Consider the following 13,432-nt stretch of genomic DNA (forward strand, 5'->3'; position numbering starts at 1 on the left):
GTGCTACGGGGGCGGCCCCCTCCACAAGACCCGAATGTGATCCAAAGCCCCATGACCGGCCCGGACAGCGACTTCCTCCGCCAGGCGCAGGAGCGCGGCTACATCCACCAGGTAACCGATCCGGCGGCGCTCGAGGCGCGGCTCAGGGAGGGCGTGGTCTCGGGCTATATCGGCTTCGACTGCACGGCGGACAGCCTGCATGTCGGCCATCTCGTCTCGATCATGCTGCTCAGGCTCATGCAGCGCTGCGGGCACCGGCCGGTGGTGCTGATGGGCGGCGGGACGACCAAGGTGGGCGATCCTTCCTTCCGCGACGAGGCGCGGCCGCTGCTCGACGACGCGGCGATCGAGCGGAACAAGGCCGGCATCCGCAAGGTCTTCGACCGTTTCCTCCGCTTCGGCGGGGGGGCGGACGAGGCGATCATGCTCGACAATGCCGAGTGGCTGGACGAACTGCGCTACATCCCCTTCCTGCGCGATGTGGGGCGGCATTTCAGCGTCAACCGCATGCTGACCATGGACAGCGTGCGCCTCCGCCTGGACCGGGAGCAGAATCTCAGCTTCCTCGAATTCAACTACATGCTGTTGCAGAGCTACGACTTCGCCGAGCTCCGGCGGCGGCATGGCGTGACGGTGCAGATGGGTGGCTCCGACCAGTGGGGCAACATCGTCATGGGGGTGGAGCTTTGCCGCCGGATGGACGGCGCCGAGGCCTTCGGGGTGACGACGCCGCTGCTCACCACCGCCTCGGGCGCCAAGATGGGCAAGACGGCCGCGGGCGCGGTCTGGCTGAATGCCGAGCGCGTCTCGCCCTATGATTACTGGCAGTTCTGGCGCAACACCGAGGATGCCGATGTCGGCCGCTTCCTCGCCCTCTTCACTGAGTTGCCGATGGAGGAGGTGCGCCGGCTGGGCGCGCTGGCCGGCGCCGAGGTCAACGAGGCGAAGAAGGTGCTGGCGACCGAGGCCTGTGCCCTGCTGCATGGCCGCGAGGCAGCCGAGGCAGCGGCGGAGACCGCACGGCGCGCCTTCGAGCAGGGCGAAGCTGCCGAGACGCTGCCCAGTGTCACGGCCAGCCTGCCGAAAAGCATCGTCGACCTGCTGGTCGTTGCGGAGATGATCAAAAGCAAAGGCGAAGGCCGGCGGCTGGTCGCCCAATCCGGCATCAGGTTGAACGATGTCGTCGTGGAAGACCCCATGCAGGAAGTGACATTGGAAGACTTGCGCGATGGCGCGGCGAAGCTCTCGCTGGGCCGCAAGCGGCATGTGCTGGTTCGTCCGGGCTGAAGCCTTCCACTTCGCTTGAGCCTCACCAAAACTTGCCCTATCCTCACGGTCTCTCGATCAAGCGGTGGTAGCGGCAGCGTCGATGTCCCTGGCTCAATCTGCTGCGGCACCCGGATTTGGCCTGCGGGCCGAAGCGCAGTTCTCTCATAATCCCTGGCTCCTGCCCTGGCTGGCCCGGGGCGGGCTGATACCCTGGGTCGTCGGCAACGTCCTCGTGGCGCTGCTGTATGCCGGGCTGGGAGTCCTGGTCGGCAGGTTCTTCGGTGCCTATGGGCTCTTCCCGGCCCCGATCTGGCTACCCGCCGGCATCGCCTGCGTTGCCGCCATGGTGGGTGGCGCCGGGCTGCTGCCAGGCATCTTCATCGGCTCCTGCCTGGTCAACGGGCTGTTCTTCGGGAGTTCGCCGGGGCTGACGCTGGCAATTTCCCTGGGCAATACGCTCGGCCCCTGGGCCGGGATGATGGTCACCCAGGCGATGCGGCCACTGACCGGGCTTTTTACCCGCTTCATCGGGGTGTTAGGCTTCATCCTCGGTGGTGTGCTGCTGCACGCGGCCTGCACCGCGGCCATAGGCACGCTGGCGCTTTCCCTTGCCTCGCCCATGTCCTTGGCCGAGGCCTATGCGGTCTTTTCAGCCTGGTGGCTTTGCGACAGCGGCGGGACCTTCTTCTTCGCCCCGGCGCTGCTGCTCTGGCTCGGGGCGGAGCGCAGCTCAGCGCCGGCGGACCGCCCGCCCGGGCCGATCGACACGCTGGTGCTCCTCGGCACGGTCGCGGCGGTGGCAGCCCTCTTTGCCATCCCGGGCACCGGCCGGCTGGTGCGACCGGATGCCGTCTTCCTGCTGACCGTGCCGCTCTCCTGGATCACCCTGCGGATCTCGCTGCGCGCCGCCTATACGCTGCTGACCTTGATCTGCCTCGCTGCCACTGTCGGCACGGTGCTGGGCGAAGGGCCGTTCCAGGGCCCTGCGGTCGCCAACCCGCTGCAATCGGTCGGGCTGATGACCGTTCTGTTCGCCATGGATGCGCTGACCCTGATCGCCCTCACCAGCGAGGGGCGCGAGGCGAGGGCGCGGCTGGCCGAGACGCGTGGCACCCTGGCCCGCAGCATGGCCCGGACCGAAAACCTGGCGCGGGAGGCGCTGACGGATCCACTGACCGGTGCCGGCAATCGCCGGCATTTCAACCATGCCGGGGGCGCCGTCCTCTACAAGGCACGGCAATCCGGCCAGCCCTGCTCGCTGATCTTCTTCGACATCGACCACTTCAAGGCGCTGAACGATGCGGCCGGCCATGAGGCAGGGGATGCCGCGCTGCGTGCCGTCGCCAAGACCACCACCGGCATACTGCGGGAACAGACGCTGCTCTTCCGCATGGGGGGCGAGGAATTCGCGGTGCTGCTGCCCTGCGTCGCCCTGGCCGAGGCGGCCGCCGTGGCCGAGCGGCTCCGCCTCGCCATCCGCACCATCCGGGTCGGCGAAGACCACCGGCTGAGCGCCAGCTTCGGCGTCACCGAATGCGGCCCCTCCGACCGCTGCCTCGACCATTTGTTGCGGCGGGCCGATGCCGCTGTCTACGCCGCGAAGGAGAGCGGGCGGGACCGGGTGGAGCTGGCGCCGCCCGAAGCCTGACCGCCACCATCCTAGGCCGCCGGACGGCCGGGACAATGGTGGCAGGGCGGGTGTCAGGCTCGCTTCTCGATGTTCCAGAACAACTGCACGGGCGAGAGCACCATGCCGGTCAGGTTGCGACGGAAGGCCATCGGTTGCTGCACCAGCCCGGCCGGCACATAGGGCACCACCTCGAAGGCGCGCCGCTCGATCGCGGCGGCGAGTTCCTTCTGGCGTAGGCCATCGGCGGTGGCGATCCACTGGTCGCGCAGCCCTTCCAGCGCCGCGTCCTCCGGCCAGCCGAACCAGGCCGACTGGCCATTGGCCCGCAGCAGCGGGTGCAACGCCGGGTTGAGCACATCCGCTCCCGACCACAGCGTGTGGAAGACCGACCAGCCGCCCTGGTCCGGCGCGCCGCGGTTGCTGCGGCGGCCAATGAAGCTGGCCCAGTCGGTCGAGACCAGCTCGGCGTTCATGCCGAGCTTCTTCAGAAGCTCCTGCGTCACCAGGGACTGGTTGTAGGCAATGGGCTGGTCGGCCGGCGCCAGCAGCACCACCCGCTCGCCGGCATAGCCGGCCTCCTTCAGCATCGCCCGCGCTTGGCCGAGATTGTTGCCGAGCGCCGCCTCGCCCCCTGCCCCGGTCGACATGGGCGAGCCGGGGGTGAAGAAGGTCTTGCATTCCCGGTAGTAGTCCGGGCTGCCGACCACGGCCTGCATGAAGTCCACCTGGTTCACCGCCATCATCACCGCGCGGCGGATACCGGGATTGTTGAAGGGCGGCTGCATCTGGTTGAACCGCATCAGCAGGATCAGGCCGAGCGGGACGTTCTCGATGGCGATGGCGCGGTCCCGCCGCAGCACCGGCAGCAGGTCCACCGGCGGCTGCTCGTACCAATCGACCTCGCCCTGCAGCAGCGCCCCGACGGCGGCGGATGGCTCGGTCAGCGCCAGCCATTCGATGCGGTCGATCTTCGCCACCTTGCCGCCGGCTGCCCAGCTCGGTGCCTCCTCGCGCGGCTTGTAGCGGGCGAAGCGCTCATAGATGGCGTTCTGGCCCGGCACCCACTGAGCGGTCTGGAATCGCCAGGGGCCGGAGCCGACCGCCTCGGTGATGGGGCGGGAGGGGTCGGTCGCCGCCACCCGCTCCGGCATGATGAACGGGACGTTGGAGGAGAGCTTGCCGAGTGCATCCGGCAGCAGCGGGAAGGGGCGCTTCAGCCGGATGGCGAAGCTCCGCTCGTCCACCACCTCATAGCGATCGACGAAGGTGGCGAAGGTCTGGCCGAAGGCATCGCGGGCGGACCAGCGCCTGATCGAGGCGATGCAATCCGCGGCCCGGACCGGCTGATCGTCATGGAAAAACAGGCCGGCGCGAAGCTGGAAGGTCCATTTCAGCCCGTCCGGCGCGGTATCCCAGGCTTCCACCATCTGCGGGCGGATGCGGAATTGCTCATCGATCGCGAAGAGCGTGTCGTAGATCAGATAGCCATGGTTGCGGATGACGTAGCTGGTGGCGACGATCGGGTCGAGCGAGGGCAGCGGCGTCGAGGGGATGAAGCGCAGCACGCTGCCACGGCCTTGCGCCCGGACCGGGCGATGCAGCGCGGCAGCGGCAAGGCCAGCCCCTCCCGCGAGAAGGCGACGACGTTCCAATTCCATCAGGCGAGCTCCGACAGGCTGGCCGTTGGCGTGTCGTCCCCGCGACGAGGCTTAGGCGGCGTCCATTTCGGCGTCAAGCCGAGGCCTGGGACGCCGCCATCCAGGAGGCAGGCAACTACCGAGGAGGTGGGCCACGGCCGTCCCAGGGCGGCTCTGCCGGCGCGCCGCCCTGATGCGCTGCCTCGTCCCGCCCGTTTTCGAACAGGCCGAACAGCCCGCGCAGGAAGCCCGGCGTCAGCGCTGCCAGCGGGTTGACCACCACCTGCGGGTCAGCAAGCGGTCCCTGGATGCGGTAGGTGGCGGCGAAGACCCCGCCCCCAGCCTCCGGGCTGAACAGGCGCCCGACGAGCGGCAGGTTGCCGAGCAATGTGTTGAAGACATAGGCGGGCACAATGGTGCCCTCGATCTCGGCCACGGCACGCTGACGCAGGATCCGTCCCTTCGCCGTGATGCCGAGCGAGGCCGAGAAGGCGCGCGCATCCGCCAGCACCAGTGCCTCGGACGTCAGGGAGAAGGGAGCGACGAGCCTGCTGAAGACGAGCCCGCCGCCGCCACGTGCTGCATCGACCAGGCCGTACAGCGTCATCGCCTGCAGTAATTTAGCCGCAGCCGGGGCATCACGAAGGACGAAGCCGGTGAGTTCCGCCGTGCCGGTGAGCGGGGCACCCGGCCGCGTCTCGTTGTAGAGCCCGGTGACGCTCAGCCTGCCGCCCTGAATGGCGGTCACCAAGTCAAGTGCCTGCAGCAGCCCACCGCCATCCTCGGCGGCAAGGCGCAGCAGGCGCTGCTCGCCACGAGGCGTGAGGGTGAATTCGAAGGGTCCCGGTTGAGCGGCGACGCGGTTCGCGCCGAGGCCGGGCGAGGCGGTGCGGCCAGTGGCACGGGCCTCGCGCAATACGCCACGGGCATCGGTCCGGGCGCGAGCCTGGAGGCCGAGCAGGTTGCGGTTATCACCCATCGTCACCCGGTCGAAGCGGATATCGAGGAGCAAGGGTGGGCCGGTGTCCTCGGCTGGGCTAGCGGGGCGGGCCCCGCCTTCTGCATGGCCTTGCGGGCCGAGAACCGGCCGCAGGTCGAGCAGCGGGCCGCGCAGAGCGATGGCCCAGGGCGCCCCGCCGCGCTCTGGCGGTCGCACATCGCCCGTAAAGCGGGAGCCACCGAACAGGCTCTCGGTGAGGTCCACCCGTTGCAGCCGGGATTGCGGGCCGAAGCGGGCATTGCCGCGCAGCGAGAGCTCCAGCGCCTCGACCTGGAACCGGTCGACCGCCGCCAGCGCATCGCCCTGGAGGCGCAGCACGGCATCGGCCGTGCCGGGGGTGCCAGACGGCTTGGCCCAGCCCACCGCATCAACCCCGAGCCGCGCCTCGATAAGGTCGCCGCGCACCGTCGCCTGGCCCTGGCCGTTGCGGCGGCGCTCCACGCGGACGTCGAGCGCGACCGGCCCGCTCAGCACCGGCATGGCGTCGAAGCCGAGCACGGCGATTTGCCGGGCATCGAGCCGGCCGGACAGGGTCGCGCGCTCCACTATCTGGGTCTGTGGGCCGCGACGGAAGTCCAGATCGACCGCGACCTTCACCGGCGCGCCGAGCAGCAGGCCCTGGCCGCTGGCGCGCAGCGTGTCCGTATCGACGGCAAGCTCGATTGCCGCGCGGTCGAGTTCCTGGTCGAGCAGGATCCCGGGCAGCCGCGCCTCGGCAATGCGGGCGGCCGCCTTGATCCTCAGCGCCTCCACCGGCAAATCCTCGAGCAGCGGGAAGGCGATCTCCAGCCGCGCCTCGGCCTTTCCCTCGGCGACCTGGAGCTTGAGCGGCTGGCGCTCGAACAGCTTCAGCCGCGGATGCTTGAGGAGGGTGACGGCATCGGCAAGCGGTCCGGCGATCTGAAGCGCGATTTCCGCATTGCCCGGTTCTGCCTCGAGATTGAGGAAGCGAACCACCCCCTCGCGCAGGTCCATCCCGCCACGGCCGCCCTCGGCGATGCCCTGGCGGCCGCTTCGGGCCCGGAGCGTGATTTCCGACAGGGAGAATTCCGCCGTGCCGGCAACGCCGGTGGCGGGTGGCACGGGGCGAAGCCAATGGACGGTGGCATCGCTCGCCTCCGCCGTGCCGGAAAGCGCGGTCACCCGCACCGCATCCGGCTCACCGGCCGGGGCTTCCGCTTCGATGCGCCAGCGCCCGTTACGGATCTCGCCGGCGGTGATGTTCTGGGTGATCCAGTCCCGCTCGCCGCCCTTCGGACTGCCGAGCCCACGTGGCCAATAGCCAGGCAGGTCGGCAAAGGCGATGCGGTCGAGCGTCAGGTCGAGACGGCTCCGCCACATCCCGGACCGGCGCTCCGCCTCGCCACCGGCTCGCAGCACGGGGGCGGGGCCGCCGCGTGGCAGGCGGGGCAGGCGCAGTATGGCGCTGTCGAGGCGAAGATGGTCGGGCGTGCCAGACAGGGCGATATCCGCCCCCTCGGCGGCGATGCGGCGACCACGGCCGAGATCGACCACGGCATTGGCGATGCCAAGGCGGAGTTGCGCATCGTCCAGCTCCAGCGCGCCAGTGGCCTCGGGGACCCTGAAGTTGGCGCGCAGCCTGGCTTCGCGCAGCAGTCCGGCAGGCAAGGCAGAGAGTGCCGCGGCTCGGGCCTCGGGGGAGATGCCGGCCGGCCAGTAGCGCGGCAGATCCGCCGCCTCGATCGGCTCGGCTGCCAGCTCGACGGCGGCGTTCCAGGTTCCGTCGCGATGGACGAGGTCGCCCTGGGCCGTGAGTGCCGGGCCGGGCTGCCCCGGCAGGACCAGGCGCGCCATCTCCAGCCGCAAGGCGCGGGAGGAGCCGCTGGTGGCGATGGTCAGCCCTGCGAAGGGCAGACGCCGCGGCGCGCCATCCGGCCCCGGTCCAAGATCGAAGGCGCCGGCCCCGGTACCGAGAAACGCGCGCAGCCGCTCCGGCCGACCCTCGGCATCGAATTCGGCACGGGCGGTGAGGCTGACCAATGCATCCACCCGGCCGAGCGGAGCGAGCGGCGGCCAGATCGCGGCCAGTTCGGCGGGGCGGAGGGCCGGCAGGCTGATCCCGGCCGTCAGGCGCATGGGCTGCCCCTCGGCCCGCCCGTCAAGCCTGACCTGAACCGAGGCATCACCGGCCTCCAGCCGGGCGGAGCCCTCTCCTGTCAACCCGCCCGTGGCGGCACGGCGCAGGTCGATCTGCGGGTCGGCCAGCGTCCAGCGCCTGGAATGGGCCGGATCCAGCAGGGTGAAGCTGCCGCCCTGCACCCGAAGGCGCCGGAGCGAGGTGGCGGCGCTGCGGTCCGAGGCCGGGCGCATGAGGTCGCGCAATGGCGCCAGCGGGCCACCACCCGCCTCCGCCGCTTCCCCGGGCGTGGCGATGGCGATGCTGCCATCCGGCCCCAGCACCGCCTCCAGCCGCGGATTCAGCAGGGTGATGGAGGCGGGCGCCACGACGCCGCGCAACAGGGCGCGGACGGACAGCGTCGCAGCAGCATTCGGCAATTCAACCCGCGGCGCGCCGTCGAGCCCATGCAGGCGCACATCGCTGAGGCGGATGTCGAGCGGGGCCGCATGCCCGCCGCGGAAGCCTTCCCAGGCGATGGCGGCCCGGCCGATCTCAAGGCGAAGCGCATCCCCGCGGTCGTTCACGCTGGCCTCGATCTGGCGGGCGAGGAAGGGGATCTCGAGCGGCCCCTCCGCCAGTCGCCAGGCCAGTCCACCGAGCAGGAGCGCCAGCACCAGCCCCCCGCCCAGCACGAGGTTGCAGGCAGGACCCAGCCAGCGGAGGCGACGACGCGGCTCTTGACCTGCGATGCCGGTCACGCCTTCCCTCCATGATCATGTCCCAGACCGCACCGAGGATCGCCTCGGACCACCTGCCGCGCCCCTTCGACCCCGAGGCTGCCGAACGCCTGGTCGAACGCTTCAGCGAACGGGATGCCGCCGCCCGGGCCTTCGCCGCCAGCGCCGAGGGCGTTGCACTGCTGGGTGCGCTGGGCGGGCACAGCTCCTATCTGGCCGATCTCGCGGTGCGTGAGGCACCCGCGCTGATGCGCCTGGCCGAACGCGGGCCGGATGAGGCTTTCGCCCTGTCGCTCGACCCGCTGAGCCGGGCCGATCCCGGCGCCGCGCGCGAGGCGGTCGGCGTGTTGCTGCGTCAGGCCAAGCGGCAGGCGGCACTGATCGCCGCCGCGGCCGACATCGCCGGGCTCTGGACCCTCGACCAGGTAACGGGTGCTCTGTCGGCGGTTGCCGAGCAGACGATCGACTTCGCCTGCAACCATCTGCTGCTGGCCGCGGCGGCGCGAGGGGAGCTCCGAATCGCCGCCAAGAGTCCGGCGGTGGGCAGCGGCCTGATCCTGCTCGGCATGGGCAAGCTGGGCGGGCGGGAGCTGAACTACTCCTCTGATGTCGACCTCATGGTGCTCTACGATCCGGAAGCAGCAGCCTATCACAGCGACCGGGCCGGCGCCTCCTATGTCCGGCTGGCGCGCGACCTCGTGCGGCTGCTCGAGGAGCGGACGGCCGAGGGATATGTGTTCCGCACCGACCTGCGACTGCGGCCGGACCCGGCGGCGACGCCGCTGGCCGTCTCGCTTGGCGCCGCCATCACCTACTACGAAAGCATGGGGCAGAATTGGGAGCGGGCGGCGATGATCAAGGCCCGCCCGGTTGCCGGGGACCGGGCGCTCGGCGAGCATTTCCTGCGCGAGATCCGGCCCTTCGTCTGGCGCCGGCATCTCGATTTCGCAGCCGTCGCCGATATCCATTCGATCAAGCGGCAGATTCATGCCCACAAGGCTGCCAAGGGTGCCGGGGCGACCATCGCTCTGGCTGGGCATGACGTGAAGCTCGGGCGGGGCGGCATCCGCGAGATCGAATTCACCGCTCAGGTGCTGCAGCTGATCTGGGGCGGGCGCGACCCGGGCCTGCGCGATCCGACGACGCTCGGCGCGCTGGCGGCGCTGGCCGGCGCCGGGCGGATCGACCGGCGGGCGGCGGCGGATCTCGCCGATGCCTATGTCTTCCTGAGGAATTTGGAGCACCGCCTGCAGATGGTGGCGGACCGGCAGACGCACAGGCTGCCGGAAGACGAGCCCGGCCTCGCCCGCATCGCCTCCTTCATGGGCTTCGCCTCGCTGCCGGAATTCTCGGCTGCCTTCTTCGGCCATCTGGAGCGGGTGGAGCGGCATTACGGCAATTTCTTCGAGACCGCCCCGGCCCTCTCCCTGCCGGGTGGTGAGGTGCAAGGCGACCTTGTCTTCACCGGCGTGGAGGACGACCCCGGCACGGCGGCGACGCTGAAGCGGATGGGCTTCGCCGATCCGGCCTCGATCGCCGCCCTGATCCGCGCATGGCATCATGGCAGGCCACGGGCGACGCGCAGTGCCCGGGCCCGGGAGCTGCTGACCGAGTTGATGCCGGCGCTGCTCACCGCCTTTGCCCGGCAGTCCAACCCCGACCAGGCGCTGGTTCGGTTTGACCGCGTGCTTTCGCGCCTGCCGGCGGGCGTGCAGGTGCTGAGTTTGTTCCGCCGCAACCCGGCGCTGCTGGAGCGGGTGGCCAGCTTGCTGGGCGCGGCGCCACAGCTTGCGGATCATCTGGCTCATAACGCAGCGGCGCTCGATGGGCTGCTGGCCGGCAGCCTCTCTCCCGCCGGCGCAGACCCCTCGGCCGTGCTGCCCGCCCTGGTGAAGGATGCGCGGCATCTGGAGGAGGCGCTGGAGGCGGCGCGTCGGCTGGCGACCGAGCGGAAATTCGAGATCGATGCAGCAGCCCTGGAAGGTCAGCTCGACGCCGATACCGCTGGCGAATTGCGGGCGGACCTGGCGGATTCGGCGATCTCGGCGCTGCTGCCCCGCGTCGCCGCCGACTTCGCCGAGCGCTACGGGCGTGTCCCTGGTGGGGCGCTGGCCGTTGTCGCCTTCGGCAAGCTGGGCGGGCGGGAGATGTTGCCGGGCTCCGACCTCGACCTGGTGCTGCTCTACGACCATGACGAGGACGCCAGCGAGAGCATCGGCGGGCGGAAGGCGCTGGCGCCCTCGGAGTATTTCATCCGCCTCGCGCCGCAGGTCGTGGGGGCGATCACCGCGCCCGGGGCCGAGGGGCGGCTCTGGGAGGTCGACATGCGGCTGCGGCCTTCCGGCAATAAGGGGCCGGTGGCGATTCGGCTGGCGGCGCTCGAACAGTATCACCAGGACAATGCCTGGACCTGGGAGCGCATGGCGCTGACCCGGGCGCGCCCGGTTGCCGGGCCGCCGGCGCTCAAGCGGCGCATCAACGAGGTGCTGCGCACCGCCATCCTGAAGCCGGGCGCGGCTGAAGTGGCGCTGGCGGATGCCACGGCCATGCGGATAAGGATGCTGAAGGAGCTGCCGCCGGAAGGCCCCTGGGACGTGAAAGCCATGCCGGGCGGGCTGATCGAGGTGGAATTCATCGCCCAGGCCCTGCAGCTCGCCCATGCGCCACGGGAGCCGCGCATCCTGGCGACCACGACGCGGACGGCGCTCGCCCGGCTCGGCCAATACGGCGTCCTGCCGCCGGACGAGGCTTCGGCGCTGATCGCCGCCGACCGGCTCTGGCGCACGGTGATCGGTCTGGTGCGGTTGACCATCGGCAAGTCGCGCGACGCGGCGCTGCCGGCTCCGGCAGAGGCGGCCCTGCTCCGCGCCGTGGCGCCGCTGCTGGACCCGCCGCCGGTTGACCTGCCGGCCCTCCGCGCTCAGATGCAGGCCGTAGCCGCAACGGTCCGCACGATATTCGAGCGGCGTGTCGGGGTACTGGGTTGAGCCTGGGGGTTTGGAAGTGAGCGAAGCAGGACCAGCGGAGGGGCAGCCGGCCCCGGATTTCAGCATGCCGGCCAGCGGCGGGCGGACCGTCAACCTGGCGGGGCTGAAGGGGCAGCCTTTCCTGCTCTATTTCTATCCGAAGGCCGACACGCCCGGTTGCACGAAGCAGGCCTGCGGCATTCAGGAGGCGCTGCCGCAGCTGGGCAAGCTCGGCCTGACGGTGATCGGGGTGAGCCCGGATAAAATCTCCCCGATCGAGAAATTCGCCCAGAAATTCGGTCTCGAATTCCCGCTCGCATCGGATGAGGACCACAAGGTGGCCGAGGCCTATGGGACCTGGGTCGAAAAGTCCATGTACGGCAAGAAGTACATGGGTATGGAGCGGAGCAGCTTCCTGGTCGATGCCGAGGGGAAGGTTGCCAAGATCTGGCGGAAGGTGAAGCCGGAAGCGCATGCAGCGGAGGTGCTGAAGGCCGCTGCCGCCCTCTAGCCCGGACGGCAGGCTACATCCGCTTGTAGTCCTCGGTGGCGATATCCTCGCCGAACTGGCCCTCATCCTTCGGCAGGGGGCCCGGATGGCTCTCGCCCGCCGTGTCCATCGGCGCGCCGAGCATCGGCCCCCCCTCGCCGAGCGGCAGCGCCCGCTCCGCCGTGCAGGAGCAGACCGTGCTGCCATCGGGCAGCAGGTTCGGCATGGTGACCTCCTCGCAATGCGGGCATTGCACGGCGTCGAGTCGCGGGGAGGCTGGTGGGGGCGCGCTGTCGCTCATGCCGGAAACAAAGCGCGGCAGGCGATCCGGTTCAGTTGATCTGGGAAAGATCCTCGGCCAGCACGACGATCTGGATGGCGTAGGAGACCTCGCCATCCTCCGTGTCGCGATGGACCGTACCGACGAATTCGCTGCCGACGAAGAGCTCCACGGAGGCGTTCTTCCGCTGCGGCGTGCTGAGCTTGATCTTGTCGTTGCCCAGCAGCCGGCGGAGATGCGCCTGCACCGCGGCGAGTTCGGCTGGGGTCATGCTGGTCATCCTGACATCTGCGGGAGCGCGGAGGCATAAACCGGGCCGCGCCCCTCCGCTACCCCTTTGATCCGGCTTCCTCCGGCGTCAGCAGGCGGAGGGAGAGGGCATGCATCCCTCCCTCGAACTCCCCGGCGAGGGCGGCATGGACCGTGCGCGAACGCGTAAGCCGCGCCATGCCGGCGAAGGCCGGGCTGACGACAACCAGGCTGTAATGGGTCTCGCCACCCGGACGGGCCCCGGAATGGCCGGCATGGCGGTGGCTGTCATCCTCGATGGCGATCGAGGCGCCAGGGAAGGCGGCTTCCAAAGCCTCACGGATACGGCTGGCACGGGTCTGCATGGCCGGGAGTTCTCCGCCCTTTCGGTCGATCTGCCAAGCGGTGCCGGCTCGGCTTGCGCCAGCCGGGGGGCGCGCCCATAAATCAGCGATGCCCCCCCGACGTGGTGCCAAACCCGAACCTGAGAGCCCTCCCCGCCCCTGCGATGCCCCGGGCTGCGAGGCCCATGGGGAGTTCCGGGCGCCGAAATCCCGCACCAGCCTGAACGAGTACCGCTGGTTCTGCCTGCCGCATGTCCGGGAGTACAACTCCTCCTGGGACTATTACAAAGGCATGGGCCCGAACGAGATCGAGGCCAACCTGCGGCACGATACCGCCTGGCAGCGGCCGACCTGGCCGCTCGGCCGGCTCGGCGGCACGCGGCGCCTCAGTCCGGAATTCCTGCGCGATCCGCTCGGCCTGCTCTATGCGACGCCGCTGCACGCCAAACGGACGAAACAGGCGGAAAGACCGCAGGCACCGCCTGAACTGCGGGCCGCCCTCGACGTTCTCGGGCTCGAGTGGCCGTTGGACCAGCCAACGCTCCGCGCCCGCTACCATGAATTGGCCAAGCAGCTGCACCCGGACGCCAATGGCGGCGACCGCGGCGCGGAGGACCGCCTGAAGGACGTCAACCGCGCCTATAGCCTGCTTCGCCAGCGGGCCGGGGCGGCCCGCCCGGAGGCGACGCCGGCCGAAGCGGACGCCGCGCGATGATCCGCCTGCCGGTTCGGAAATCCTCCCGAGCCGGG

At 70.2% G+C, this 13,432-nt stretch carries 10 protein-coding genes; 5 read left to right on the plus strand and 5 right to left on the minus strand.

Annotation, left to right across the window (positions count from 1 at the left end; genetic code table 11):
* The first annotated feature begins 51 nt into the window (after positions 1-51).
* Together tyrS and BLR02_RS15785 are read left to right on the plus strand one after the other, a co-directional pair.
* Complete coding sequence (tyrS, locus tag BLR02_RS15780; protein WP_090561726.1) at positions 52-1,287, plus strand: tyrosine--tRNA ligase; 1,236 nt, start codon at positions 52-54, stop codon at positions 1,285-1,287.
* A gap of 82 nt (positions 1,288-1,369) precedes the next feature.
* Positions 1,370-2,917, plus strand: coding sequence for a sensor domain-containing diguanylate cyclase (locus tag BLR02_RS15785; RefSeq protein ID WP_090663881.1), 1,548 nt, complete (start codon positions 1,370-1,372; stop codon positions 2,915-2,917).
* A gap of 53 nt (positions 2,918-2,970) precedes the next feature.
* On the opposite strand, the gene BLR02_RS15790 is transcribed toward BLR02_RS15785, so the two are convergent.
* Together BLR02_RS15790 and BLR02_RS15795 are read right to left on the minus strand one after the other, a co-directional pair.
* Positions 2,971-4,557 (minus strand): ABC transporter substrate-binding protein, encoded by a 1,587-nt coding sequence (locus BLR02_RS15790; protein WP_090663882.1) that lies wholly within the window; start codon positions 4,555-4,557, stop codon positions 2,971-2,973.
* Between the two features lie 115 nt (positions 4,558-4,672).
* A complete protein-coding gene (locus BLR02_RS15795; protein ID WP_090663883.1) occupies positions 4,673-8,374 on the minus strand; it encodes a YhdP family protein in 3,702 nt (1,233 codons plus the stop codon).
* Positions 8,375-8,391: 17 nt separating this feature from the next.
* On the opposite strand from BLR02_RS15795, the gene BLR02_RS15800 reads away from it, so the two are divergent.
* Both BLR02_RS15800 and bcp read left to right on the plus strand, forming a co-directional pair.
* Positions 8,392-11,340, plus strand: coding sequence for a bifunctional [glutamine synthetase] adenylyltransferase/[glutamine synthetase]-adenylyl-L-tyrosine phosphorylase (locus BLR02_RS15800; RefSeq protein ID WP_090561881.1), 2,949 nt, complete (start codon positions 8,392-8,394; stop codon positions 11,338-11,340).
* A 16-nt stretch (positions 11,341-11,356) separates the two neighbouring features.
* Entirely contained in the window at positions 11,357-11,830 is a 474-nt protein-coding gene (gene bcp, locus BLR02_RS15805; RefSeq protein ID WP_256336815.1) for a thioredoxin-dependent thiol peroxidase, read from the plus strand.
* Between the two features lie 13 nt (positions 11,831-11,843).
* Here bcp and BLR02_RS29555 read toward each other — a convergent pair whose 3' ends face one another.
* The 3 genes from BLR02_RS29555 to BLR02_RS15820 are packed head-to-tail and all read right to left on the minus strand — an operon-like array spanning position 11,844 to position 12,703.
* Complete coding sequence (locus tag BLR02_RS29555) at positions 11,844-12,110, minus strand: hypothetical protein (protein ID WP_176849609.1); 267 nt, start codon at positions 12,108-12,110, stop codon at positions 11,844-11,846.
* A 31-nt stretch (positions 12,111-12,141) separates the two neighbouring features.
* Positions 12,142-12,360 (minus strand): DUF3126 family protein, encoded by a 219-nt coding sequence (locus BLR02_RS15815; RefSeq protein ID WP_408735462.1) that lies wholly within the window; start codon positions 12,358-12,360, stop codon positions 12,142-12,144.
* A gap of 58 nt (positions 12,361-12,418) precedes the next feature.
* Positions 12,419-12,703, minus strand: a complete 285-nt coding sequence (locus BLR02_RS15820) for a BolA family protein (RefSeq protein WP_090561712.1) — start codon at positions 12,701-12,703, stop codon at positions 12,419-12,421.
* A gap of 88 nt (positions 12,704-12,791) precedes the next feature.
* Between BLR02_RS15820 and BLR02_RS15825 the strand changes: the two genes are divergently transcribed.
* Positions 12,792-13,397 carry a J domain-containing protein gene (locus BLR02_RS15825; protein WP_090561710.1) on the plus strand — a complete coding sequence of 202 codons (606 nt, stop codon included), beginning with the start codon at positions 12,792-12,794 and terminating at the stop codon, positions 13,395-13,397.
* Positions 13,398-13,432: the final 35 nt, after the last annotated feature.

Source organism: Belnapia rosea, from assembly GCF_900101615.1.
Lineage (GTDB): Bacteria > Pseudomonadota > Alphaproteobacteria > Acetobacterales > Acetobacteraceae > Belnapia > Belnapia rosea.